The sequence below is a fragment of the Pseudomonas sp. BMS12 genome, assembly GCF_001592875.1.
Lineage (GTDB): Bacteria > Pseudomonadota > Gammaproteobacteria > Pseudomonadales > Pseudomonadaceae > Aquipseudomonas.
Window position 1 is genome coordinate 15,177 of the sequence record NZ_LSOF01000014.1, and the last position, 23,220, is coordinate 38,396.

A 23,220-nucleotide genomic window follows, 5' to 3' on the forward strand; every position below is an offset into this window, starting at 1 on the left:
GCAGGCTTGGGGCGACCGCTGAAGGGGCCAGGGCGCTAGCCCCCTCGGGCGATCAATATCGGCTTACTCCTGAGCCTCTGCCTGCTCCAGCTCAGCGAGGGCATCGGGCTGGTTCTTGAAGGCCTTGGCAAAGGTGTCGCGGTTCTTCGCCATGAAGATGCCGAGCTCCTCCACCTGCTCCTCGCTGAGCGAGGGCACCGCCTTGTGCAGCGCGCCGGACAGGGCCTCGGCCAGCTCCAGCATCTTGTCGTAACGATCGGCTTCGGATTTATCCATGAACAGGCGCTCCGGATCGCGACTGCTGCGGTACACCACTTCGACGGCCATTCATCACCTCATTCCCGTATATTTGGCTGATATGTATGGATATACAGTATTTGATTCCCTTAGCCGGGTGCAACCCCCATGGCCTTCATCCTGCATAGCCGTTGTCATCGAATGGGTCCAGTCTGAGCTGCAGTGATCGAAGGAGTGTGCGATGAGCCTGAAGAGAATCGATAGCTTGCGTGAAGGCGTGCATGATCTGGCCCAATCCCTGGGCAACCTGCTGGTGGAAAGCTTCCACTATCTGGCCCTGTTCGCCATCGGCGGCATTACCGCCTGGGCCTCGGTGGTGGCCTTCCTCGGCATGTTGGACAAGGGCCACATCACGGTGGACGACATCCTGCTGCTGTTCATCTACCTGGAGCTGGGCGCCATGGTCGGCATCTACTTCAAGACCAACCATATGCCGGTGCGCTTCCTGATCTACGTGGCGATCACCGCGCTGACCCGCCTGCTGATCTCCGACGTGTCACACCATCATCGTCCGGACATGGGCGTGGTCTACGTCTCCGGCGCCATTCTGTTGCTGGCAGTGGCGATCCTGGTGGTGCGTTACGCCTCGGCACGCTTCCCTTCGGTGCAGGTGCCGGCGCGACTGGGAAAGGATACGGAGGAAAGCTGATCAGCGCGCGGCGCGCAGCAGGCCGGGGGCGCCGCCGAAGGCTTCGCGAAAGCGGTTGCTGAAGTGGCTGGCGCTGGCGAAGCCGCAGGCCAGGGCGATCTCGCCCAGAGGTAGGTCTCCGTGCTGCAACAGTTCGCGCGCCCGCAGCAGGCGTCGCTGCAGCACGTAGCGATGCGGCGGCAGGCCGAAGCTCTCGCGGAACATGCGGGCGAAGTGGTATTCGGAAAGCGCTGCCAGCTGCGCCAGTTCGCCCAGGGTCAGTGCCTGATCCAGGTGTTGCTCGATGTAGTCCACCAGGCGCCGGCGCAGATGCGGCGCCAGCCCGCCTTTGAGTTTCAGCCCCTGGCGCAGCCCGACCTGGGTCAGCAGCAGGTGGCTGATCATCTCGTGGGCCAGGCTGCTGGCCAGCAGGCGCTCGCCGGGTTCGTCCCAGGTCAGCATCGCCAGCTGGCGGAATTGCAGCGCCAGGCGTGGATCGTCGAGGAAGGTGCTCTCGCGCAGTTGCAGCTCGCGCGGCTCGCGGTCGAGCAGGGCGACGGCGCTGGCGGCGAAACGCTGCGGGCTGACGTAGAGGTGGGCCAGGCGGATGTCGCCGTTGATCACCCAGGATGACTCGTGGCCGGCAGGCAGCACGCACAGCTTGTCCGGTGAGCCCTTGGTGCCGGGGCGCTCACGGCGAAAGGTGCCGGTGCCGCCGGCCAGGTAGCAGGACAGCGTGTGATGCTCCGGGCCCTGGTAGTCGCGGGCGTCGTGATGGTTGCTCCACAGTGCCGCGGCCAGCTCGTCGCCCAGCTCGGCGCCGCGCAGCAGACGCGCGTTGGGCGAGCTGCTGAGCGACTGGAAGACCTGGTTATGTTCGAGTGCGGCCATGGCTGGGGATCAGGCGGTGCGATGTTGCCATCCTACTCCCGCTGCGTGCCTTCGCCAGCGTCTGGCGGCAGATAAGCGCAAGTTTGTGCAAGCGCGGCGCGGCTGCCGGGGAGGAGACTGCAGGGGTCTACGGAGCCCTGCCATGAACCTGTCGCTGTACCTGCTCACCGTGCTGATCTGGGGCACCACCTGGATCGCCCTCAAGCTGCAACTGGGCGAGGTGGCCATCCCCGTGTCCATCGCCTATCGCTTCGCCCTGGCGGCCGCCGTGCTGTTCGGCGTGCTTCTGCTCAGTCGCCGCCTGCAGCGCCTCGACCGGCGTGGCCAGCTGCTGTGCCTGGCCCAGGGGCTGTGCCTGTTCTGCCTCAACTTCATGTGCTTCTACACCGCCAGCCAGTGGATTCCCAGTGGCCTGGTGGCGGTGATCTTTTCCACCGCAACCCTGTGGAACGCGCTGAATGCCCGGCTGTTCATGGGCCGGCGGGTCGCCGTCAATGTGCTGGCCGGCGGCGCCCTGGGGCTGCTCGGCCTGGGTCTGCTGTTCTGGCCGGAGCTGGCGCACCACGAAGCCAGCCATGAAACCCTGCTCGGCATCGGCCTGGCGTTGCTCGGTACCCTGTGTTTCTCCGCCGGCAACCTGCTCTCCAGCCTGCAGCAGCAGGCAGGCCTCAAGCCGCTGACCACCAACGCCTGGGGCATGTTCTACGGTGCGCTGCTGCTGGTTGGCTACTGCCTGGTGGCCGGCGTGCCGTTCGGCTTCGAGGCCAACCCGCGCTACATCGGTTCGCTGCTGTACCTGGCGATTCCCGGCTCGGTGATCGGCTTCACCGCCTACCTGACCCTGGTCGGCCGCATGGGGCCAGAGCGCGCGGCCTACTGCACCGTGCTGTTCCCGGTGGTGGCGCTGAACATCTCGGTGTTCGTCGAGGGCTACCAGTGGACGGCGCCGGCGTTGTGCGGCCTGCTGCTGGTGATGCTCGGCAACGTACTGGTGTTCCGCCAGCCCAAGCCGGCGGCCCCTGTGGTCGAGCCGGCCCGGGGCTAGTCCGGCCAGTGCCAGAGCGGCTCGTCGAGCAGGCCCTGGCCCTGGATGGCGGTTTGCCCGAGGTGCTTGTCGAGAACGATGGAGTTGCATTCCGGGTGCTGTTGCAGCGCGGCGATCAGCCGGCTGGCGTGGGACACCACCCACACCTGGGTATGCCGCGAGGCCTCGACGATCAGGCGCGCCAGGGCCGGCAGCAGGTCCGGGTGCAGGCTGGTTTCCGGTTCGTTGAGCACCATCAGCGACGGTGGCCGCGGCGTGAGCAGAGCGGCGACCAGTAGCAGATAGCGCAGGGTGCCGTCGGACAGCTCGGCGGCCGATAGCGGGCGCAGCAGGCCGTCCTGATGGAAGGCCAGGGTGAAGTGGCCGCCGCTCTGGAAGTCGATACGCAGGCGCGAGCCGGGAAAGGCGTCTTCGATGGCATGGTCGAGTGCCTCCGGATCACCGATCTCGCGGATGGTCTGCAGGGCGGCAGCCAGATCGCGGCCGTCGTGGTGCAGCACCGGGGTGCGGGTGCCCAGCTGCGGCTGGCGTGCCGGTGCCTGGGCGTCCGTGCGAAAGTGATCATAGAAGCGCCAGCGGCGGATCTGCTCGCGCAGGTGGAAGACTTCCGGGCAGTCGGGGGTGTTGCCGATCTGGTCGAACAGGCTGTCAAAACTCGGCAGGTGCTGGGCCACGACCTGCCAGCTGCGCCCCTCGCGTTGGCGCACCATCGGCCCCTGGCGATCCACCAGCAGGGAGGCCGGGCGATAGCTGGGGCCGGCCCAGATGCATTCGCGCTTGATCTCCGGGTCCAGGGAGAAGGCGCTGGGCGTGTGGCGATCCTCGCCGGAGTTGGACTCCGGCAGGCCGAAGGCTACGGCGTAGCCGAAGTCTTCGCCGGCGAAACCCAGGCGCAGACGCATCGCCTCACGGCGCGGGCCGCCCTGCACCGGCACTTCGCCGCTGTGCATGCGCCGGCTGATCTTCTCCGGCCCGGCCCACAGGGTCGACTCCAGCCCACCCTCGCGGGCCAGGGCATTGACCACTCCGCCGCGCGCCGTCTCGGCCAGCAGGCGCAGGGCCTTGTACAGGTTGGACTTGCCGCTGCCGTTGGCGCCGGTGATCAGGTTCAGTTGCCCGAGGGGCATCACCAGATTGTTGATGGAGCGGTAGTTGCCAACGGCGAGGGTGTGCAGCATGGGGAGTCTTCCTGACGGGGTGGATGCAGCGCGACGCGGCTATCGTAGCGCAGTGCGCCCTGCAACTCAGCGGCACGGTAGCTGGCCAGCTGTAGGGCAGTCACCGGCAGGCTCAGTGCCGGGCAGTCGCGCAGCGCCGCGCTGCGGGCATGCCATTGCTCCGGGCTGATCCGGCGGCGATACAGACCCAGCGTCAGGTGCGGCAGGTACGCGGCCTGGCGGATCTCCGGGTGGACTGCCGCCAGTGCCTGGCGCAGGGCAGGGAGGCGTCCCTGTGGGTCTTCCACGCGCAGAAAGGGCGCGCTGGCAAAGCTGTCCAGGCCGCCGATGTGCAGCTCGAAGCGCTCCGCGTGCAGGCGCTGCAGGGCTATGCGTTGGGCTTCCAGCAGGGCCAGCGGAATATCGTCGTCGTGCCCGGCTGCCTGGCAGGGAAAACCGCAGACGAACAGGGTGATATGGGCCTGGCGCTGACCGGCGGGATGCAGCCAGTCGCCGAGCAGCTCACGGGCGCTGTGCAGGCGCGCGAGGATCGCCGGGCTGGCCACCTCGATGGCCCAGAGTGCGTAGCGTGGGCGCCCGCGATGCCACTCCGGGTAGTCGCGCTGTGCACTGACCAGACTGTGGCGGTAGCCGTCGAGAGTGCGCTGCACGGATTACGCCGGGCGGCGCCCCCAGTGCAGGGTCAGCGCCAGGGCGGCCGGATAGCTCAGGTAGTGCAGCAGGAAAATCAGCTGGCCCATGCGCCCAGGTTCATCCTTCAGCCACATCAGGCCCCATATGCCCAGATAGAGCAGGCCAAGCACCCCGGCGTAGAGCAAGTTGAGGCCCCAGGCTTCGGCGTGGCGGGGCAGGTGGCCTTCGAGGCGCAGGAACAGCCAGCGCAAACCCAGGGCGACGGCAACGGCGACCAGCAGGGTGGCGGGGTAGCCACCGAGCTTGAGCAGGCCGCGCACCAGCAGGTTGAGCACGAATACCGCCGCGGCGGCGCCGAGCGCGTAGTGATGCAGCGGGAAACGCCGGGCCCTGTTCACAGGCGCTGGCCGAGGCCGAAGCGTTTGCTCAGAGCCTTGTCCAGCAGGCCCTGCGGTACCCAGCGCGCCAGCAGCGGCAGGGCCCGACTGCCATTGCCGATACGCAGCAGTGCCGGGCGCTTGGGCTTGCGCACGGCGGCCAGCAGGGTGGCGGCAAAGTCCTCTGCCGGCGTGGGGTTGTCCTGGGAGGCCTTGGCGCGGGCGCGGATGCCTTCGCGCAGCGGCCACCAGGGCGAGTCCTCGCGGATCAGCTGTTCGGCCTGGGCACTGGCGCTGTTACCGAAACTGGAGGCAATGGCCCCGGGCTGCACTTCCATGACCTCGATGGCGAAGGGCGCCAGCTCCAGGCGCAGGGCGTCGCTGAGCGCATGCACCGCCGCTTTGGAGGCGCAGTAGGCGCCGGCAAATGGCGTGACCATGACCCCGGACACGCTGCCGATGTTCACCACCAGGCCTTTGCTGGCGCGCAGCAGCGGAAAGCAGGCGCGGGTCAGCTCGACCAGGCTGAACACGTTGGTTTCGAACTGCCGGCGCATGGCCTCGGCGCCGCCATCGAGCAGCGGACCCATGGCACCGTAGCCGGCGTTGTTGATCAGCACATCGAGACGCCCGGCCTCGGCGCTTAAGCGCTCGCTGGCACGGGCGATATCGCTGGCGTCGTTGACGTCCAGCTTGAGCGCGGTGAATCCGGCGGCGTTCAGACGCTGCAGATCCTCGCCCTTGCGCGCGGCAGCGAACACCCGGTAGCCGGCAGCCTTGAAGGCATCGGCCAGGGCACGGCCGATGCCACTGGAACAGCCGGTGATCAGGGCTACGGGTTGACTCATGGAGCGCTCCTTGTCGTGGTTCGTGCGCCGAGCATAGCTGCCAGCGGCCGTGGCCGAACTGGCTTTGCCGGCCAGATCAGTCTTCCGCGTGGTCGCGCAGGAACACCAGGCTGTCCGGCTTGGACTGCTCGGCGCTGTAGCGGTAGCCCTGGTAATCGAAGGCCTTGAGTTGCTCGGGGTCGCGGATACGCTCCTTGATCACGTAGCGGGCCATCAGGCCGCGGGCCTTCTTGGCGTAGAAGCTGATGATCTTGTACTGGTCGTTCTTCAGGTCCTTGAACTCGGTGTCGATGACCCGTGCGTTCAGGGCCTTGCGCTTGACCGCGCCGAAGTACTCGTTGGAGGCCAGGTTGAGCAGCACGTCATCGCCCTGTTCGGTCAGTGCCTGGTTGAGCCAGCCACTGATGGCGTCGCCCCAGAAGTCATAGAGATTCTTGCCCCGGGCGTTGGCCAGCTTGGTGCCCATTTCCAGGCGGTAAGGCTGCATCAGATCGAGCGGGCGCAGCACGCCGTAAAGGCCGGAGAGCATGCGCAGGTGCTGCTGGGCGAAGTCGAAGTCGGCCTCGGAAAAGTCTTCGGCGGCCAGCCCGGTATACACGTCACCCTTGAAGGCCAGCAGCGCCTGCTTGGCGTTGGACGGATTGAACGGCCGCTGCCAGCTGCCGTAGCGCGCCACGTTGAGGGCGGCCAGTTTGTCCGACAGATGCATCAGCTCGCCGATCTGCTGCGGGCTCATCTGCCGCAGCTGGCCGATAAGTTCCTGGGCGTGGTCCAGGTGTTGCGGCTGGGTGAAGTTCGGCGTGGCCGGAGGGGTGTCGTAGTCCAGGGTCTTGGCGGGGGATATCACCAACAGCATCGAATGGCTCTCCAGAAAGCGTGGCGCGATTCTAGGCCGGATGGGGGTGGTGACTCTACCTATGGGGGCGATTGGTTCTGTCGACACGCGGCAGATGCTGGCTGTTCAGAACACTGATGTGCGCTACAGAGCACGTGGTGCGGGGCTTTCGGCGGAGGCGGTCGAGGCCGAGAGAAGGAAATCGCCGGGGCGATTCGAGGAGGCCGGACTTCCGACTGTAACGGCGCTTATCCGATGCGCCAAGGGTTATTCGTCGTGCCGATAAAAAAGCCTCGAAGGGAAGAAAAAAGTCTTTTTTCCGTCATCAGGATTGGGGTATTAACGAAGTCAGACCGCCGAACCCTGCAAATCAGGTGGCGGGCCTCGGCCATCACCTTGCAGGCATCCTGTCGACAGTCCCGGCAGGAAGACGGTTCTCCCGCGACGGAGCGTTGTCGCACCGTCGCCGTCTGGCCTCTCGATAAGGTGACCGAGTATGGATGATCACGGACGCACCCGCTCCACCCAGCCTACCCTGTATGTCCTCGACACCAACGTCCTGATCCACGATCCCAACGCGCTGCTGAATTTCCAGGAACACCACGTCGCCATCCCCATGACCGTGCTGGAGGAGCTGGACAAGCTCAAGACCGGCAAGCACACGGTCGCCGCCGAATGCCGCCAGGCCATCCGCCTGATCGACCAGATGCTGGGCGAAGCCACGCCGGAGGAGGTGGAGCTGGGCGTGCCTATTCAGCGTGGCAAGAACGAACCCAAGGGCACCCTGTCGATTCTCATGAGCAAACGCGCGGAGCCCATCACCTGGCTGCCCGAGCACCTCAACGACAACAAGATCATCAACCAGCTGGTGGAACTGCAGAGCCGGCGCAGCGGCTCGCCCGTGGTGCTGGTGACCAAGGACATCAACATGCGCCTGAAGGCGCGTGCCTGTGGTATCGCCGCCGAGGACTACCACACTGACCAGCTGGTGGACGACGTGTCCCTGCTGTCGCGCGGCTACCACAACATGGACGGCTCGTTCTGGGACCGCGTGAGCAAGGTCGAGACCCGCCAGGGCCATGGCCGTACCTGGCACCAGGTGCAGCTCACCGACAACCTGCCGGCCGTGCACATCAACGAGTTCATCATCGACGAGCAGGGCTTCGTCGGCTGGGTCAAGGGCATCGAGGGCAGCACCCTGACCATCCTCGACCTGCACCAGGAGCCATTGCTGCACCAGGAGGCCTGGGGCCTGCGCCCACGTGACGTGTACCAGTCGCTGGCGCTCTATGCGCTACTCGATCCGGACATCCACCTGGTCAACCTGTCCGGCGCCGCCGGCTCGGGCAAGACCATCCTGGCGCTGGCCGCGGCCATCGAGCAGACCATGGTCAGCAAGCGCTACCGGCGCATCATCGCCACCCGCAGCGTGCAGGGGCTGGACGAGGACATCGGCTTCCTGCCTGGCACCGAGGCGGAGAAGATGGAGCCCTGGCTCGGTGCCATCACCGACAACCTGGAGGCCCTGCATTCGGACGACGAGAGCACCCACGGCAGCGTCGACTACATCCTGCAGAAGGTGCCGTTGCAATTTAAGTCGCTCAACTACATCCGCGGGCGCAGCTTCCAGCAGAGCCTGATCCTGATCGACGAGTGCCAGAACCTCACCCCGCACCAGATGAAGACCATCATCACCCGCGCTGGCAACGGCTCCAAGGTGATCTGCCTGGGCAACCTGGCGCAGATCGATACTCCCTATCTGTCCGCCACCAGCTCCGGCCTGACCTACCTCACCGAGCGCTTCAAGGACTTCGAACACGGCGTGCACATCACCCTGCAAGGGGTGCCGCGTTCGCTGCTGGCCGAGTACGCCGAAAGCCACATGTAGTACCGCTGGGCGGGCGGCTGCGGCCGCCCGCTGCCTATTCACCGACTGACTTGTATACAATCGACTCGACGCGTGCCGCCCGAGCGGCACCGACGAGGAGATTTTCGCAGTGTTGACCCATCTCGATTCCCAGGGCCGCGCCAACATGGTCGACGTCACCGACAAGGCGGTGACCTCGCGTGAGGCGGTGGCCGAAGCCCGCGTACGCATGCTGCCAGCCACCCTGGCGATGATCGCCGACGGCAGCCACCCCAAGGGTGACGTGTTCGCCGTGGCGCGCATCGCCGGCATCCAGGCGGCGAAGAAAACGTCCGATCTCATTCCCCTGTGCCACCCACTGATGCTCACCAGCGTCAAGGTTGAGTTGCAGGCCGAAGGCGTGGATTGCGTGCGTATTCAGGCGCGCTGCAAGCTGGCCGGGCAGACCGGCGTGGAAATGGAAGCGCTGACTGCCGCCAGCGTCGCTGCCCTGACCATCTACGACATGTGCAAGGCGGTGGATCGCGGCATGACCATCGAGACCGTGCGCCTGCTGGAGAAGTCCGGCGGCAAGAGCGGTAGTTTCAAACTGGAAGACCAAGTGGCAGGGAGCCCGACATGATCCGCGTACAGTATTTCGCCCGTTACCGAGAGGTGCTGGGCATCGATGGTGAACAGCTGCAGCGCGCTGCGCTGGCGACCCTCGACGAGCTGCGTCAGCACCTGCTGGCGCGCGGCGGGGTGTGGCAGGTGCTGGCCGAACAGAACCTGATGTGCGCGCGCAACCAGGAGCTGTGCGGCCTGGAAACCGAGCTGGCCGATGGCGACGAAGTGGCGTTCTTTCCCACGGTCACGGGGGGGTGAGATGACTGTTCGCGTGCAGGTCGAAGCCTTCGATCCGGGTGTTGAGGTCAATGCCCTGCATGCCGCCAACCTGGGCATCGGCGCGGTGGTCACCTTTGTCGGCTATGTGCGTGATTACAACGACGGCCAGGACGTGCGCGGCATGTTCCTCGAACACTATCCGGGTATGACCGAGAAGGCCCTGGAGAAGATCGTCAGCGAAGCCGAGCAGCGCTGGCCGCTGTTGCGCGTGGAGGTGCTGCACCGGGTGGGCCGGCTCGAACCGGGCGAGCCGATCGTCTTCGTCGGCACCGCCAGTGCCCACCGTCAGGCGGCGTTCGACGCCTGCAACTTCATCATGGACTACCTGAAAACCCGCGCGCCCTTCTGGAAAAAGGAAGACACCCCGGACGGGCAGCGCTGGGTGGAAGGGCGCCATAGCGACCAGCAGGCCGTCGAGCGCTGGTCGAAATCCTGAGACTGGCTACACCCAGACCCGCCACTCGCTCCGATTGGCGGTTGTGACAGGCTGTTGACGATATATACATAAAAGTCCAACATGGACTTATAAGTATAAATCAGCGGTTTGCCGATCATGCTCACGCTCTTGCGCAATCCCATGCTCTGCTTGCTCCGGCCTAGGCCGGCGGCGCGTTCTTCTGCCCAGCTATTGCTCGCCAACCTGCCCACCCTGTGGTGGGCGCATCCGGGAGTCACACCATGAAGAAACTCGCACTGTTGGGCGGTCTCGCCCTGGGCCTGATGGCCTCCAGCCTGTTCGCCGCCGACAAGCCCCTGCGCCTGGGGATCGAGGCCGCTTACCCACCCTTCGCCTTCAAGCAGGCCGATGGCTCCATCGCCGGTTTCGACGTGGATATCGGCGTCGCCCTGTGTGCCGAGATGAAGGTCGAGTGCCAGTGGGTCGAGCAGGAATTCGATGGCCTGATCCCCTCGCTCAAGGTGAAGAAGGTCGATGCGGTGCTGTCGTCCCTGACCATCACCGACGAGCGGCGCAAGTCGGTGGATTTCACCGGCAAGTACTACTACAGCCCCGCGCGCCTGACGATGAAGGAAGGCACCGAGGTCAGCGCGGACTTCTCCAGCCTCAAGGGCAAGCGCATCGCGGTGCAGCGCTCCACCACCACCGACCGTTTCGCCAGCGAAGTGCTGGCGCCCAAGGGCGTGGAAGTGGTGCGCTACAGCTCGCAGAACGAGATCTATCTGGATCTGGTCTCCGGCCGCGTCGACGGCACCCTGGCCGATGCGATTCCGGTCGACGAGGGCTTCCTCAAGACCGAGCAGGGCAAGGGCTTCGCCTTCGTCGGCCCGGCCTTCACCGACCCGCACTACTTCGGCGAGGGCGCCGGCATCGCCGTGCGCAAGGGCGACCAGGCGCTGCTGGACAAGCTCAACGCCGCCATCGCCGGTATCCGCGCCAGTGGCGAGTACCAGAAGATCCAGGACAAGTACTTCAGCTTCGATATCTACGGCGACTGAGGGCGGGCTGCGCGGCTCAGTCCTGCAGCAGGCGCAGCAGTTCGCGCTCGCCGTGTGGGCCGAAGGTGACGACCCGCGATGCCGGGTCGCGCCTGGCCCAGCCTAGCGTCAGCAGGCGTTGCAGCAACTGCGCGCCCAGTGCGCCACCGAGGTGGTGGCGCCGTTCGCTCCAGTCCAGGCAGCGGCGGCACAGCTGGCGGCGCTTGTGTTGTGCAGCCTCGATGTCGATATCCAGGGCGCTGAACCACTGTCGACCGCGCTCGGTCAGGTGCAGGGCTGCGGCGCTTTCCTCGATGCAGCCGCGTTGCACCAACGCTTCGTAGGTCTTTACTCCCAGCTCCCCGGCCAAGTGGTCGTAGCAGACGCGCGCCTTGCGCAGAGCGGGCTCGCGTGGGCTGGAGCGGACCCGCACGGCGCCGGCGCGAAAGGCCACGCCCATCAGGGCTTCGAGCAGGTGGGCGACATCGGCATCGGCCAGGCGGAAGTAGCGGTGACGGCCTTGGGCGACCGCGGCGATCAGCCCGGCGTCGAGCAGCTTGGCCAGGTGCGTGCTCATGGTCGACTTGCTCACGCCGGCGAGATCGGCCAGTTCGGTGGCGGTCAGCGCGCGGTCGGCCATCAGCGCGGTGAGCACCTCGGCACGGGCGTGGTCGCCGATCAGGGCGGCGATGCGGGCGATATTGGGTCCGTCTTTCATGGTTCGATCCTAGTCGAACCATTGTCTGTCGACAAAGGGCTAGCCTGGGCACGTCAATCAGGAGGACAGGCCCATGCCCATTACCTGCTTCATCCGTTATCAGATCGACCCATTCCAGCGCGAGGCTTTCCGCGAATATGCCGAAAACTGGGGGCGCATCATTCCGCGTTGCGGCGGTCATTTGCTTGGCTACTTCCTGCCCCATGAGGGCAGCAACGACATTGCCTGGGGGCTGATCGCCTTTCCCAGTCTGGCGGCCTATGAAACCTATCGGGCACGCTTGAAAACCGATGCCGAAGGCCGAGCCAACTTCGCCCTGGCCCAGGACAAGCGGTTCATCCTGCGCGAGCAGCGCAGCTTCCTCGAGGGCGTCGAAGGCACCCTGGGCCTGGAGGCCTGGACATGATCGCGGTGATCTTCGAGGTGCAGCCAGCCGAGGGGCAGCACGATGCCTATCTCGGCATGGCCGCCGACCTGCGTGGCCAGCTCGAAGGTATCGACGGCTTTCTGTCCATCGAACGCTTCGAGAGTCTCAGCCAACCGGGCAAGCTGTTGTCGCTGTCGTTCTGGCGCGATGAGCAGGCGATTCGTCAGTGGCGCAATGGCGAGGAGCATCGCCGAGCCCAGCGCGCCGGGCGTGACGGCGTGTTCGCCGACTACCGCCTGCGCGTGGCTCAGGTGCTGCGAGACTACGGCCTGCACGAGCGTGAACAGGCGCCGCGCGACTCTCGAGAGCTGCACGGCGCCTGAGTCTGTGCATGCCACTAGGCGCGCAGCCCGGTTCGGGTCCATGCTTGCGGGTCAAAACAGTCGCCGCAGGAGAGTCGTGTTCATGGATTCGCAGCACTTCGAAGTCCTCATCATCGGTGCCGGCCTGTCCGGCATCGGCATGGCCTGTCACCTCAGCCATCACTGCCCGCAGCGGCGCTTCGCCATCCTCGAACGCAGGCAGGCGCTGGGTGGCACCTGGGACCTGTTCCGCTACCCCGGCATCCGTTCCGATTCCGACATGTTCAGCTTCGGTTATGCCCTGCGCCCATGGAACGGCTTGAAGGTGCTGGCCGACGGCGCCTCGATCCGCCAGTACCTGGGGGATACGGCGCGCGAGTTCGGGGTCGATCAGCACATTCACTATGGCGTGGATCTGCTCGCGGCCAACTGGTCCAGCGCGCAGCGGCGCTGGCAGCTGATCGGCCGCGATAGCCAAACCGGCGAGGCGCGTCACTTCAGTTGCGACTTCCTGCTGTCCTGCACCGGCTACTACGACCATGCTGCCGGGCATCAGCCCGACTTTCCCGGCATGGAGCAGTTTCGCGGACGCTTTGTGCACCCGCAGCAGTGGCCCGAGGATCTCGACTACCGCGACAAGCGCGTGGTGGTGATCGGCAGCGGCGCCACCGCCGTGACCCTGGTGCCGGCGCTGGCCGAGCAGGCGGCGCAGGTCACCATGCTGCAGCGCTCGCCGTCGTACATCTTCTCGATGCCCTCACGGGACAAGCTCTCGGCACTGTTGCTCAAGGTGCTGCCGGAGCGCTGGGTGTATCACCTGGCGCGCCAGCGCAACATCTCCGTGCAACGGCAGATGTTCAAGGCGGCCAAGCGCTGGCCGCGCTTCATGCGCTGGCTGCTGCTGCGTGGCGTGCGCAAGGAGCTGGGCGAGGACCATGACCTCAGTCATTTCACCCCGCGCTACCAGCCGTGGGACGAGCGCCTGTGCGCGGTACCCGATGGCGACCTGTTCAAGGCGCTGAAGGCCGGCAAGGCCCAGGTGGTGACCGGTGCCATCGAGACGCTCACTGCCGCCGGGGTGCGTCTGCAGTCGGGGCAGGAGTTGCCGGCGGACATCATCGTCAGCGCCACCGGCCTGAAGATGCAGCTGCTCGGCGGCATGCAGCTGAGCATCGATGGCGAGCCCTGCCGGGTGCCCAGCAAGCTGGTGTACAAGGGCGTGCTGGTGCAGGACGTGCCCAATGCGGCGTGGATATTCGGCTACACCAACGCGTCCTGGACGCTCAAGGCGGATATCGCCGCCGAGTATGTCTGTCGTTTGCTCAATCACCTGGGCGAGCACGGCCAGCAGGTATTCGTGGCTCGCGACGAGCAGGGCTGTGCGCTGGACAGCAGCGTGATGAGCTCGCTGAATTCGGGCTATGTGCGGCGTGCCGACGGCATCCTGCCGCGCCAGGGGGATCGCGCGCCCTGGCAGGTGCTCAACGACTATCGCAAGGATGTGCAGCTGCTGTGCAAGGGGCCGATCGAGGATGGCATCCTGCGCTTCGAGGCGTTCCGTGCAGGGGGCGCCGAGGAGACGGCAGGCGCCGAGGGCGACTGCGTGCAGGAGTTGCAGGCCGGGCGCTAGGCTCAGGCCTCGCCCTTGATCTCCTTGAGGTGCTTGTACACCGTGGCGCGACCCATGTTGAGCACGTTGGCGATGTAGTTGGCGGCGCTCTTGCCCTTGAATGCACCTTCGGCGTGCAGCGCCTCGACCAGCTCGCGCTTGTGCTCGCGAGTCAGCAGGTTGAGGCCGAGCTGGCGCTGTTGCAGCCAGCCATGCAGGAAGGTGTTGATGCGTTCCTGCCAGTCGTCGCGGAACAGGGCGTCGGGCTGCGGGATCAGCTTGCTGGCCGAGAGGAACAGGTCCAGCGCCTGCTTGGCGCTCTCGAACATGGAGATGTTCAGGTTCAGGCACAGCACGGCGATCGGCGTGCCGGCGCTGTCGCGCAGTACGGTGCTGAGCGAACGGATCTTCTGCCCATCCCAGTTGAGCTTCTCGTAGGGGCCGATATTGCGCTCGTCCGGGGTGTTTTCCAGCAGGTCTTCCAGCGCCGCTTCGTCGCCGATTGCGCGCTTGGAAATATTGTTGGCGATGTGGTCGATCTTCTGCGTGCGCAGGTCGTGCAGGACCACCTCGACATGCGGGAAGAACAGGGTGGCGATGGCATCGGCGACGGCGCGGAAGTTGTCCAGGTCGGCGGCGGGGGTTGGCTTCATGCAAGGGCTCCGTTCGGCGCTCCGCGAGGCGGAGCGTTGCGAGTGTGCCGCATGGCGCAGGCTCGCGTCGATCTTGTGGTCGGTGCAGGCCTTTGCTGGAACGGTGCGGCGCCGCGCTGCCAATCGCGCGGCTGAAGCCGCTCCCACAGAGGTTGTTGCCCGTTACCGCAGGCGTGCGGGTGAGAGCATGGCGGCGCTCAGGCCGAACTCGGCGAAGCGTGCCGGCAGCGGTTGCTGGCGGATCAGGGCGCTGCAGGCTTCGCCCATCGCCGCGCTGGTCTGGATGCCGTAGCCGCCCTGGGCGGCGACCCAGAAGAAACCGGCGGCGTTGGTGTCGTAACCGCCCACCAGATCGCCGTCGGCGACGAAGCTGCGCAGGCCGGCCCAGGTGTGTTGCGGGCGGCGGATCGTCAGGCTGGTGTGCTCCTCGATCTGGTAGATACCCATGGCGATGTCCAGCTCCTCGGGCTGCACGTCGTGGGCGGCGACCGGGTCGGCGTTGGCCGGCGAACCGAGCAGCTGGCCGGCGTCCGGTTTGAAGTAGAAGGCTTCATTGAGGTCGACCACGCAGGGCCAGGCATGGCTGTCGAGCCCTTCCGGTGGCAGGAAGGTGAAGGCGGCGCGGCGCTTGGGTGTCAGGCCAATGGGGTCGACGCCGGCGAGCCGGGCTATTTCGTCGCACCAGCCGCCGGCAGCGTTGACCAACACGCGGCAGCGGTACAGCTGCTCGCCACAACGCACCTGCCAGCCATCGGCAAGCGGGTCGATATCGCTTACCGCCTGCCCGCAATGAATTTCCCCGCCCTGTTGGCGGATGCCGCGCAGGAAGCCCTGGTGCAGGGCGTCGGTGTCGATGTCGGCCGCGCTGGGGTCGAGCATCGCCCCGTGCACCTTGTCACGGCGCAATACCGGCACCAGTGCGCAGGCCTCGTCGGCGCTGAGCAGGCGCATGTCGGGCACGCTGGCCTTGCCGCTGGCGAACTGGCGTTGCAGTTCGTCCGGGTCGCCGCTGAAATCCACCACCAGCTCGCCGCGCGGGCTGAGCAGCGGGTGCTCGCTGAAGCCGGCTGGCGGCTGGTCGAGAAAGGCACGGCTGGCGGCGGTCAGGGCGCGCACCTGGGGCGTGCCATAGGCCAGGGTGTAGAGCGCTGCCGAACGCCCGGTGCTGTGGTAGCCGGGCTGAGTTTCGCGCTCCAGCAGCACGGTCTTGCCGTGTGGGGCGAGGAAGTAGCCGGTGCTGGCACCGGCGATACCGGCACCGATGATCAGGTAGTCGACGTCGATCACAGGTCTTGCTCCAGCAACTGGTGAAGGGCGTTGGCCAGGGCCATGTCTTCCAGGCCCAGGCCAATGGAGCGGAAGAAGACCGGACGGGTGTAGTCCGGCTTCTCGGCGAGGCCGCTGACCAGCTCGGCCAGGTCGCCGCGGATCAGGCTCGGGCTCCAGCCGCGCTCTGCGGCCAGCAGCATTTCGCCGGCCGCCCCGGGGGTAGTGACACGGTAGTCGCAGTACACATCCATGCCGCTCAGGCTGGCCGGCGGCACTTCGTGGGCGCGGGGCGCGTTGGTGCTGATCGAGGTGACCAGCGCGTTGTGGCCCAGGCTCAGCGGATCGAGGATAGGCGCGGCGGAGGAGGTGCACAGCAGGATGACCTCGGCCTCGCGCACGGCCTCGTCCTGGCTGGCGCACAGCTGCAGGCGTGGATCGAGCGCCTGGAGCGCCTCGCGTTCGCTTGCACTCCTGCTGGCCAGACTTGGGGAGTAGACGCCGATGCTCTGCCATTCGCGCAGGTTCTGCACATGGTGCAGATGGGCCTGGGCCACCGGGCCGCTGCCGATGATGGCCAGGCGGCTGGCGCCTGCGGGGGCCAGTTCGTCCACCGCCAGGGCGGTGGTGGCGGCCGTGCGCGCGGTGGTCAGGCTCTTGGCGTCGCACAGCAGCAGCGGTTGGCCGCTGCGCATGGACATCAGCAGGGTCCAGGCGGTGACGGTGGCGCCATGCGGGCCGGGGAGATAGGGCGAGGTCTTGACCCCGTAGACGCCCTCGTCGGCCAGCACGCCCAGGTAGTTGATGAAGTCGCCGCCACCGGGGAATTCGACCAGTTGCTGGGCCGGTTGTACGGCACGGCCGCTGGCCAGGCTGGCGAACATGGTGCGCATGGCCTGGTGCACGTCGATGCGCGCGAGCAGGCGTTCGGCCTCGGTCTGGTCAATCACGCGGGTCATGGCGACTCTCCAAGATGTAAACTATTAAGTCTATATTGGACATAAAAGTTTATATCGGCAATCGGGCTGACGCTTGGTTGGTCGCTTATGTCGCAGGATGATCAAACCGCTGGGGCGAACCCCGTGGCTTCAGCGGCCTGAAGGGCTGCGGTTCACGGCCGCCAGTAGAGCGCCCGGCAGCGCCGCCAGGGCGAACAGGGGCAATTGCATCACGACGAGTCCGAGGATGACTTCGCGGCTGCTCCAGGTGTTGCCGAAGGCCTGGGCGAAGACGAATGCCGCGCAGCTGGCGGCCAGCAAGGCGCTGCCGAGGTAGCTGGCAGCCAGGCTGGTCAGAAGCAGCGTGATGGCCCGGCGCACCTCAGATCGCGCCACGGGCCTGTAGTTCGGCGATGCGCTCGGCGCTGTAGCCCAGTTCGCCGAGCACCTGCGCGTTGTGCTCGCCCAGTTGCGGCCCGGTCCACTCGACGCTGCCCGGCGTCTCGCTCAACTTGGGCACGATGCCGGGCATCCTGAACGGCTTGCCGTCCGGCAGCTTGGCGCTGAGGAACATTTCGCGGGCGAGGAACTGCGGGTCGCCGAGCATGTCCTCGGCCGAGTAGATGCGGCTGGCCGGCACCTCGGCACGCACCAGCACGGCTTCCACCTCGGTCAGGGGCAGCGAGCCGGCCCAGCGGTCGATCACGCCATAGAGCTCGTCGCGGCGGGTGTCGCGACCGGCGTTGTCGGCCAGGCTCGGGTCGCTAGCCAGGTCTTCTCGGTCGATTGCGCGCATAAAGCGCTGGAATATCGCATCGCCGTTGGCGCCGATCTGGATATGTTTGCCATCCGCGCAGGTGTGGATGGAGGAGGGCGTGATGCCCGGCATGATGTTGCCGCTGCGCTCACGGATGAAGCCGAACACATCGAACTCCGGAATCATCGACTCCATCATGGCGAACACCGCCTCGTACAGCGCCACGTCGACCACCTGGCCGGCGCCGCCATTGACCTCACGCTGACGCAGCGCCATCAGCGCGCCGATCACGCCCCACAGGGCGGCGATGGAGTCGCCGATGCTGATGCCGGTGCGCACCGGCGGACGGTCCTCGAAGCCGGTGATATAGCGCAGCCCGCCCATCGACTCGCCGACCGCGCCGAAACCCGGCTGATCCTTCAGCGGGCCGCTCTGGCCGAAGCCGGACAGGCGCACCATCACCAGCTTGGGATTGAGCGCGTGCAGCACGTCCCAGCCCAGGCCGAGCTTTTCCAGCACGCCGGGGCGGAAGTTCTCGATCAGGATGTCCGCCTCGGCCAGCAACTTCTTCAGGACTTCTCGGCCGTCCTCGTGCTTGAGGTTGAGGGTGATGCAGCGCTTGTTGCGCGCCTGCACGAACCACCACAGCGAGGTGCCCTCGTACAGCTTGCGCCACTTGCGCAGCGGGTCACCGCCATCCGGCGACTCGACCTTGATCACCTCGGCGCCGAACTCGGCGCAGATACGCGAGGCGAAAGGGCCGGCGATCAGGCTGCCGAGCTCGATCACTTTCAGGCCGGCGAGGGGTTTGCTGGGGGTCATCTGGCTTCCTCTTAGTGCGACCTGGTCGGCGCTCCGTGGGTTTCGTCGGCGCAGTATCTGCGGTTAAATCACCGAGCGAAAGGATGCGCACTCTCTCCTTCGGGCCAGGATGGCTCCCCTCCTGCTGTTCGTCTGCCTTTCTCGTTGATTATCCGGTGGCTGTCATGCTGCAAGGCCGAGTCTTGCGCGGGCCTCATACACTCGTTTGAAAATATTACATGTGAGTTGTTGATTCATTACATGTGATTGCCTAGTCTGCCCTCATGGAAAGCAAATCATCAGCCCATTACCAACGTCTCTTTCGCCAGCGCCTGCGTGAGCAGGGCCTGGTCAAGAAAGAGGTGTGGATCCTGCCCGAGCACGCCCCGTTGCTCGCGGCGTTCGAACGCAAACTACGCCAGCCTCAACCGAGGCTGGACTCTACGGAGAAGGAGGGAGGTATGAGCATGCCTCAGGTGTGGAACGCGCAGGCGCTGTTCGATGCGCTGGCCGCGACGGAGTTGTTCAAGGATGGGCGCGCAGCTATCGAGCTGATCCAGGGCGCGGACGCCAGTCTGCATATCACCATGGCCGAGTACGGCGACCTGCCGTTGTTCATGGCGGTGGTTGGCGAGCAGATCATCGTCGAGGCGGTGCTCTGGCCGACCAGCGAGGTACGTGATGTTGCGGCCTTCAACGAGGAAGTGCTGCGCAGCCACAAGCTGTTCCCGCTGTCCTGCATCGGCCTGGAAAAGCTGCCGGATGGGCAGGACTGTTACACCATGTTCGGCGCCTTGAGCGCGACCTCGATCCTGTCCAACGTGGTGCTGGAAATCGAGTTGCTGGCGGACAACGTGATCAAGGCCACCGAAGCCTATGAGGGCTTCCTCAAGGCCGCTGCCTAAGGAGTTTTGCCATGAATGTATGGAGCAAACTGCTGACCGCACTGCGCGGCGGTGCTAACGAAGTGGGCGAAGCCATGGTGGATAGCCAGGCCCTGCGCATTCTCGATCAGGAGATTCGCGACGCCGACCTGGAATTGCGCAAATCCAAGGAAGCGCTGGCCGAGATCATGGCCAAGCAGAAACTGGCCGCCGAGCGCGCCGGCAAAAGCACGGCCAAGGTCGACGAGTACGAGCAGTACGCGCTCAAGGCCCTGGAGGCTGGTAACGAGGAGCTGGCCAAGGAAGTGGCGATCAAGATCGCCAACCTGGAAGCCGAGCAGGCTGGCGAGCGCGAGCAGGCGGAGGCCTATGCCGCCAGCGTGGCCCAGCTGCGCAAGGCAGTGAGCCAGGCCGAGGCCAACATCAAACGCCTGAAACAACAGGTGGATACGGTCAAGGCCACCGAGAGCGTGCAGAAGGCGCAGATGGCCGTGGCCCAGCGCTATGGCGGCTCGCAGGCCAAGCTGCACACCGCAGTGGAGTCGCTGGAGCGAATCAAGCAACAGCAGGCCGAGCGGGCAGCGAAGATGGAGGCGACCGCCGAGCTGGCTGAGGCGAGCAACGTCGACGAGTCGCTGGAAGCCAAGCTGCGTGCTGCCGGTATCGTCGCTGACAACGGCAGTGCCGACAGCGTGCTGGCGCGCCTCAAGGACAAGGCCAAGTCCTGATCTTGGTGGCAGTGGGTGGGGCCTGCGGGCCCTGCTTCTTGATTCAGGAATAGGAACACCATGGAAAATTTCCTGCTCACCGCTTTTGCCTTTCCCACCGTCATCTTCAGCTTCCTGCTGTGTGTGGCGGTGCTGTACTGGTGCGTCGCCGCACTGGGCATCCTTGAGGTGGACCTGCTCGATATCGAGGCCGACTCCACTCTGGACTCGGTGCAGCCCGAGGGGCTGGCTGGCCTGTTGCTCAAGTTGGGGCTGAACGGGGTGCCGGTGACTCTGGTGCTGACCCTGCTGTTCTTCTTCGCCTGGCTCGTCAGCTACTTCGTCGAGTTGCTGCTGCTGCGCTATCTGCCGCTGGGTTTTCTGCGTTATCCGCTGGGCCTGGTGATTGCCTTCGGTGCGCTGGTGCTGGCGGTGCCGGTCAGCGCTGCGCTGTGCCGGCCGCTGCGCCCGCTGTTTCGCAAGCTGGAGGCCACCACCAGCAAGTCAGTGCTGGGACAGACCGCCGTGGTGCGTAGCGGGCGGGTGACCCTCAGTCATGGCGAAGCGACTTTGGAAGACGGTGGCGCGGGCCTGATCCTGCGCGTGCGTGCCGATGAGGCACGTGGTTTCAAACGTGGCGACCGAGTCGTGTTGCTGGAGTATCTGGAGGGCGAACACGCCTACCGGGTCATAACCGAGGACGAGTTCAAGGGCCTCTGAGCCGCAGAACCACCTTCAGAATCAAAGGAGATTGATTGTAATGAGCCTCGAAATGGTGATGCCGTTCCTGATGGGCGTCGGTATTTTCTTCCTGGTGATCTTTGGCTTCTTCGTGCTGTTCAAGGCCTTCTACATCAAGGTCCCGCAGGGCACGGCGCTGATCGTCAACGACATGTCCTCGACGCCCAAGGTGCACTTCACCGGTGCCCTGGTGTACCCGGTGATCTACCTCAAGGAGTTCATGCGCATCTCGCTGATCACCCTGGAGGTGGACCGTCGCGCCAAGGACGGCCTGATCTGCAAGGACAACATGCGCGCCGACATCACCGTGGCCTTCTACCTGCGCGTCAACGAGACCCAGGAAGACGTGCTCAAGGTGGCCAAGGCCATCGGTGTGGACCGGGCTTCCGATCGCGCGGCGGTCAACGAGCTGTTCAACGCCAAGTTCTCCGAGGCGCTGAAGACTGTCGGCAAGCAGTTCGACTTCGTCCAGCTGTTCGAGAACCGTCAGGATTTCCGCGACCGCATCGTCGAGGTGATTGGCAACGACCTCAACGGCTACGTGCTGGAAGACGTCGCCATCGACTACCTGGAGCAGACCTCCAAGGCCTCGCTGGACCCGAGCAACATTCTCGACGCCGAGGGTATCCGCAAGATCACCCAGCTGACCGCCGCGCAGAACGTCATCACCAATGACCTGGAGCGCAACGAGGAACTGGCGATCAAGAAGAAGAACGTCGAGACCCGCGAGGCCACCCTGGCCCTGGAGCGCCAGCAGGCCGATGCCGAGGCGCGGCAGAAGCGTGAGATCGAGACCATCCGTGCCCGCGAAGAGGCCGAGACCTTCAAGGTCAAGGAAGAGGAACGTCTGAAAGCCGAGCAGGCGCGCATCCAGACCCAGCAGGAGCTGGACATCCGCGCCGAGAATCACCAGCGCGAAGTGGAAGTGGCGCAGCAGAACCGCCAGCGTGCCGTGGTCATCGAGGTGGAGAAAGTCACCCGCGCCAAGGACCTGGAAGTGGTCGCCCGCGAGCGCGAGGTCGAGCTGCAGCGCATCGAGGCCGAGAAGGCTCTGGAAGAGCAGCGCAAGAACATCGCCAACGTGATCCGCGAGCGCGTCGCAGTCGAGAAGACCGTGGCCCAGGAAGAAGAGCGCATCAAGGAAGTGCGCGAGGTCTCCGAGGCCGAGCGCGCCAAGCAGGTCATCGTGCTGCAGGCTCAGGCGCAGGCCGAGCAGGAGCTGGTGCGCCAGGTTAAGCAGGCCGAAGCCGACGAGACCCGCTCCAAGCACCGTGCAGTGGAAATCAACAACCTGGCCCAGGCCGAACTGGAAGCCGCGGCCAAGCAGGCCGAGGCCAAGAAGCGCATGGCCGAGGGCATCGAGGCCGAGCGCGCCGCGCCTGGTTTGGCCGACGCCCGCGTACTGGAAGTCACCGCTGCGGCCAAGGAGAAGGAAGGTCTGGCCGAGGCCCGCGTACGTGCCGAGCAGCTGATCGCCGAAGCCAAGGGCGAACAGGAGAAAGGCCTGGCCGAGGCCCGTGTGCTGGAGGCCCAGGCCTCTGCCAAGGAGAAGGACGGCCTGGCCGAAGCCAAGGTGCTGGAAGAGAAGCTGGGCGCCCAGGCGCGCGGCGAGCAGCAGCTCGGTACCGCCAAGGCCCAGGCGACCAAGGATCTGGGCACTGCCGAAGCGGACATCCTGCTGCAACGCCTGAATGCCGAGGCCGAGGGCCTGGGCAAGAAGTTCGGTGCGCTCGACGCCCTCAGCGACAGCGCGCGTCAGCACGAAGAGTTCCGCATGCAGCTGGAGAAGAGCTTCGAGGAGGCCATGGCCGCCATCGCCGCCAACAAGGACATCGCCAAGGACCAGGCCGAGGTGCTCGCCACCGCGCTGGGCAAGGCGAAGATCGAAATCGTCGGCGGCGAAGGCGACTTCTTCAACTCCTTCGCCAAATCGCTGTCGGTGGGCAAGGCCATCGAAGGCGTGGTCGGCAAGAGCCCGGTGGTGCAGGACGTCCTGTCGCGCCTGCTGGCCGGCAAGGCGCCAGCCGCCTCGGTACTCGCCGAGAGCAAGCTCGACGGCGCTGCACCGGCCGCCGGCGCCTGATGCACCTGCGCAGCGGACGTAGCGTCCGCTGCATACCTCTCCATTCAACGTCAGTAGACAAGGAACGCTTATGTCTGAACCAAGAGACTATCTGGAAATGTCCTTCCGCTCGATCCAGTGCTTCGCCAACGACGGCCGCCTGGATGTGCAGGAGCTGGGCTCGCTGCTAGCCATCGCCGAGCGCGATGGCGTGATCGACGACAACGAGATCCGCGTGTTGAAGAACATCGTCGCGCGGATCAAACCTGAGGAGATCGATGCCCCCATGCAGGACAAGATCGCCCAGGTCATGCAGAAAATCGGCGCCTGAATGCCGCCCAGGCGGCATTGTGCCGCCTTGAGCCGTCGAACGTGCTTGCCGACGGCTCGCGGGGCTCGCCCGAGCTCCCGTTTCACTCGCTAGTTCAGTCACGCTC

The 23,220-nt window shown here is 65.6% G+C and carries 28 protein-coding genes; 15 read left to right on the top strand and 13 right to left on the bottom strand.

The features are described 5' to 3' along the window. Positions 1 to 63 precede the first annotated feature (63 nt). Positions 64 to 327 (bottom strand): YebG family protein, encoded by a 264-nt coding sequence (locus AYB31_RS13785; RefSeq protein ID WP_068829270.1) that lies wholly within the window; start codon positions 325 to 327, stop codon positions 64 to 66. A gap of 151 nt (positions 328 to 478) precedes the next feature. Between AYB31_RS13785 and AYB31_RS13790 the strand changes: the two genes are divergently transcribed. Then, positions 479 to 946: a phosphate-starvation-inducible protein PsiE gene (locus AYB31_RS13790; RefSeq protein ID WP_068829271.1), complete on the top strand. Its 468-nt coding sequence runs from the start codon at positions 479 to 481 to the stop codon at positions 944 to 946. Here AYB31_RS13790 and AYB31_RS13795 read toward each other — a convergent pair whose 3' ends face one another. After that, entirely contained in the window at positions 947 to 1,816 is an 870-nt protein-coding gene (locus tag AYB31_RS13795) for a helix-turn-helix domain-containing protein (protein ID WP_068829272.1), read from the bottom strand. A 142-nt stretch (positions 1,817 to 1,958) separates the two neighbouring features. Here AYB31_RS13795 and AYB31_RS13800 point away from each other — a divergent pair, with 142 nt between their 5' ends. Continuing rightward, positions 1,959 to 2,861, top strand: coding sequence for a DMT family transporter (locus tag AYB31_RS13800; protein WP_068829273.1), 903 nt, complete (start codon positions 1,959 to 1,961; stop codon positions 2,859 to 2,861). Here AYB31_RS13800 and AYB31_RS13805 read toward each other — a convergent pair. From AYB31_RS13805 to yaaA, 5 genes are all read right to left on the bottom strand, one after another. Then, positions 2,858 to 4,039, bottom strand: a complete 1,182-nt coding sequence (locus AYB31_RS13805; RefSeq protein WP_068829274.1) for an AAA family ATPase — start codon at positions 4,037 to 4,039, stop codon at positions 2,858 to 2,860. The genes AYB31_RS13800 and AYB31_RS13805 overlap by 4 nt on opposite strands. Then, complete coding sequence (locus AYB31_RS13810) at positions 3,988 to 4,689, bottom strand: 2'-5' RNA ligase family protein (protein WP_068829275.1); 702 nt, start codon at positions 4,687 to 4,689, stop codon at positions 3,988 to 3,990. The genes AYB31_RS13805 and AYB31_RS13810 overlap by 52 nt, the downstream gene beginning before the upstream one ends. Positions 4,690 to 4,692: 3 nt before the next feature. Continuing rightward, positions 4,693 to 5,070 carry a hypothetical protein gene (locus AYB31_RS13815; RefSeq protein ID WP_236715557.1) on the bottom strand — a complete coding sequence of 126 codons (378 nt, stop codon included), beginning with the start codon at positions 5,068 to 5,070 and terminating at the stop codon, positions 4,693 to 4,695. After that, the gene (locus AYB31_RS13820; RefSeq protein ID WP_068829276.1) at positions 5,067 to 5,897 is read right to left on the bottom strand and encodes an SDR family oxidoreductase; all 831 of its coding nucleotides are present in this window, start codon (positions 5,895 to 5,897) and stop codon (positions 5,067 to 5,069) included. The genes AYB31_RS13815 and AYB31_RS13820 overlap by 4 nt, the downstream gene beginning before the upstream one ends. A 76-nt stretch (positions 5,898 to 5,973) precedes the next feature. Next, a complete protein-coding gene (yaaA, locus tag AYB31_RS13825) occupies positions 5,974 to 6,753 on the bottom strand; it encodes a peroxide stress protein YaaA (RefSeq protein WP_068829277.1) in 780 nt (259 codons plus the stop codon). 475 nt (positions 6,754 to 7,228) lie between these two features. On the opposite strand from yaaA, the gene AYB31_RS13830 reads away from it, so the two are divergent. The 5 genes from AYB31_RS13830 to AYB31_RS13850 all read left to right on the top strand — a co-directional run bounded on the left by AYB31_RS13830 (position 7,229) and on the right by AYB31_RS13850 (position 10,939). Next, the gene (locus AYB31_RS13830; RefSeq protein ID WP_068829278.1) at positions 7,229 to 8,620 is read left to right on the top strand and encodes a PhoH family protein; all 1,392 of its coding nucleotides are present in this window, start codon (positions 7,229 to 7,231) and stop codon (positions 8,618 to 8,620) included. A gap of 109 nt (positions 8,621 to 8,729) precedes the next feature. Further along, on the top strand, positions 8,730 to 9,221 hold the full coding sequence (moaC, locus tag AYB31_RS13835) for a cyclic pyranopterin monophosphate synthase MoaC (protein WP_068829279.1): 492 nt from the start codon (positions 8,730 to 8,732) through the stop codon (positions 9,219 to 9,221). Next, on the top strand, positions 9,218 to 9,463 hold the full coding sequence (locus AYB31_RS13840; RefSeq protein WP_068829280.1) for a MoaD/ThiS family protein: 246 nt from the start codon (positions 9,218 to 9,220) through the stop codon (positions 9,461 to 9,463). Before moaC ends, AYB31_RS13840 begins: the two co-directional genes overlap by 4 nt. A gap of 1 nt (position 9,464) precedes the next feature. Further along, a complete protein-coding gene (moaE, locus tag AYB31_RS13845) occupies positions 9,465 to 9,920 on the top strand; it encodes a molybdopterin synthase catalytic subunit MoaE (protein WP_068829281.1) in 456 nt (151 codons plus the stop codon). Positions 9,921 to 10,162: 242 nt separating this feature from the next. After that, positions 10,163 to 10,939 carry an ABC transporter substrate-binding protein gene (locus tag AYB31_RS13850; RefSeq protein ID WP_068829282.1) on the top strand — a complete coding sequence of 259 codons (777 nt, stop codon included), beginning with the start codon at positions 10,163 to 10,165 and terminating at the stop codon, positions 10,937 to 10,939. Positions 10,940 to 10,955: 16 nt separating this feature from the next. Here the strand turns inward: AYB31_RS13850 and AYB31_RS13855 are convergent, their stop codons facing one another. After that, positions 10,956 to 11,636, bottom strand: a complete 681-nt coding sequence (locus tag AYB31_RS13855; RefSeq protein WP_068829283.1) for an ArsR/SmtB family transcription factor — start codon at positions 11,634 to 11,636, stop codon at positions 10,956 to 10,958. Between the two features lie 73 nt (positions 11,637 to 11,709). Here AYB31_RS13855 and AYB31_RS13860 point away from each other — a divergent pair, with 73 nt between their 5' ends. The 3 genes from AYB31_RS13860 (at position 11,710) to AYB31_RS13870 (ending at position 13,995) form a co-directional block, all read left to right on the top strand. After that, complete coding sequence (locus AYB31_RS13860; RefSeq protein WP_068829284.1) at positions 11,710 to 12,042, top strand: NIPSNAP family protein; 333 nt, start codon at positions 11,710 to 11,712, stop codon at positions 12,040 to 12,042. Next, positions 12,039 to 12,386 (top strand): antibiotic biosynthesis monooxygenase family protein, encoded by a 348-nt coding sequence (locus tag AYB31_RS13865; protein ID WP_068829285.1) that lies wholly within the window; start codon positions 12,039 to 12,041, stop codon positions 12,384 to 12,386. Before AYB31_RS13860 ends, AYB31_RS13865 begins: the two co-directional genes overlap by 4 nt. 82 nt (positions 12,387 to 12,468) lie before the next feature. After that, positions 12,469 to 13,995: a flavin-containing monooxygenase gene (locus AYB31_RS13870; protein WP_068829286.1), complete on the top strand. Its 1,527-nt coding sequence runs from the start codon at positions 12,469 to 12,471 to the stop codon at positions 13,993 to 13,995. 2 nt (positions 13,996 to 13,997) lie between these two features. Here the strand turns inward: AYB31_RS13870 and AYB31_RS13875 are convergent, their stop codons facing one another. The 5 genes from AYB31_RS13875 to AYB31_RS13895 all read right to left on the bottom strand — a co-directional run bounded on the left by AYB31_RS13875 (position 13,998) and on the right by AYB31_RS13895 (position 18,410). Then, on the bottom strand, positions 13,998 to 14,627 hold the full coding sequence (locus AYB31_RS13875) for a helix-turn-helix transcriptional regulator (RefSeq protein ID WP_068829287.1): 630 nt from the start codon (positions 14,625 to 14,627) through the stop codon (positions 13,998 to 14,000). 162 nt (positions 14,628 to 14,789) lie between these two features. Then, positions 14,790 to 15,914, bottom strand: a complete 1,125-nt coding sequence (locus AYB31_RS13880; protein WP_068829288.1) for an NAD(P)/FAD-dependent oxidoreductase — start codon at positions 15,912 to 15,914, stop codon at positions 14,790 to 14,792. Next, positions 15,911 to 16,852: an ornithine cyclodeaminase family protein gene (locus tag AYB31_RS13885; protein WP_068829289.1), complete on the bottom strand. Its 942-nt coding sequence runs from the start codon at positions 16,850 to 16,852 to the stop codon at positions 15,911 to 15,913. Before AYB31_RS13885 ends, AYB31_RS13880 begins: the two co-directional genes overlap by 4 nt. 129 nt (positions 16,853 to 16,981) lie before the next feature. Further along, on the bottom strand, positions 16,982 to 17,227 hold the full coding sequence (locus AYB31_RS13890) for a hypothetical protein (protein WP_153020718.1): 246 nt from the start codon (positions 17,225 to 17,227) through the stop codon (positions 16,982 to 16,984). Then, positions 17,214 to 18,410, bottom strand: a complete 1,197-nt coding sequence (locus AYB31_RS13895) for a CaiB/BaiF CoA transferase family protein (RefSeq protein ID WP_068829291.1) — start codon at positions 18,408 to 18,410, stop codon at positions 17,214 to 17,216. Before AYB31_RS13895 ends, AYB31_RS13890 begins: the two co-directional genes overlap by 14 nt. Positions 18,411 to 18,673: 263 nt before the next feature. Here AYB31_RS13895 and bacA point away from each other — a divergent pair, with 263 nt between their 5' ends. The 5 genes from bacA (at position 18,674) to AYB31_RS13920 (ending at position 23,114) form a co-directional block, all read left to right on the top strand. Next, positions 18,674 to 19,294: a biofilm formation regulator BacA gene (gene bacA / locus AYB31_RS13900; RefSeq protein ID WP_068829292.1), complete on the top strand. Its 621-nt coding sequence runs from the start codon at positions 18,674 to 18,676 to the stop codon at positions 19,292 to 19,294. Between the two features lie 11 nt (positions 19,295 to 19,305). Then, the gene (locus AYB31_RS13905; RefSeq protein ID WP_068829293.1) at positions 19,306 to 20,001 is read left to right on the top strand and encodes a PspA/IM30 family protein; all 696 of its coding nucleotides are present in this window, start codon (positions 19,306 to 19,308) and stop codon (positions 19,999 to 20,001) included. Positions 20,002 to 20,061: 60 nt separating this feature from the next. Further along, the gene (locus tag AYB31_RS13910) at positions 20,062 to 20,700 is read left to right on the top strand and encodes an OB-fold-containig protein (protein ID WP_068829294.1); all 639 of its coding nucleotides are present in this window, start codon (positions 20,062 to 20,064) and stop codon (positions 20,698 to 20,700) included. A 40-nt stretch (positions 20,701 to 20,740) separates the two neighbouring features. Beyond that, the gene (locus AYB31_RS13915) at positions 20,741 to 22,804 is read left to right on the top strand and encodes a flotillin family protein (protein ID WP_082805307.1); all 2,064 of its coding nucleotides are present in this window, start codon (positions 20,741 to 20,743) and stop codon (positions 22,802 to 22,804) included. Positions 22,805 to 22,874: 70 nt separating this feature from the next. Beyond that, positions 22,875 to 23,114 carry a hypothetical protein gene (locus AYB31_RS13920; RefSeq protein ID WP_068829296.1) on the top strand — a complete coding sequence of 80 codons (240 nt, stop codon included), beginning with the start codon at positions 22,875 to 22,877 and terminating at the stop codon, positions 23,112 to 23,114. Positions 23,115 to 23,220 lie beyond the last annotated feature (106 nt).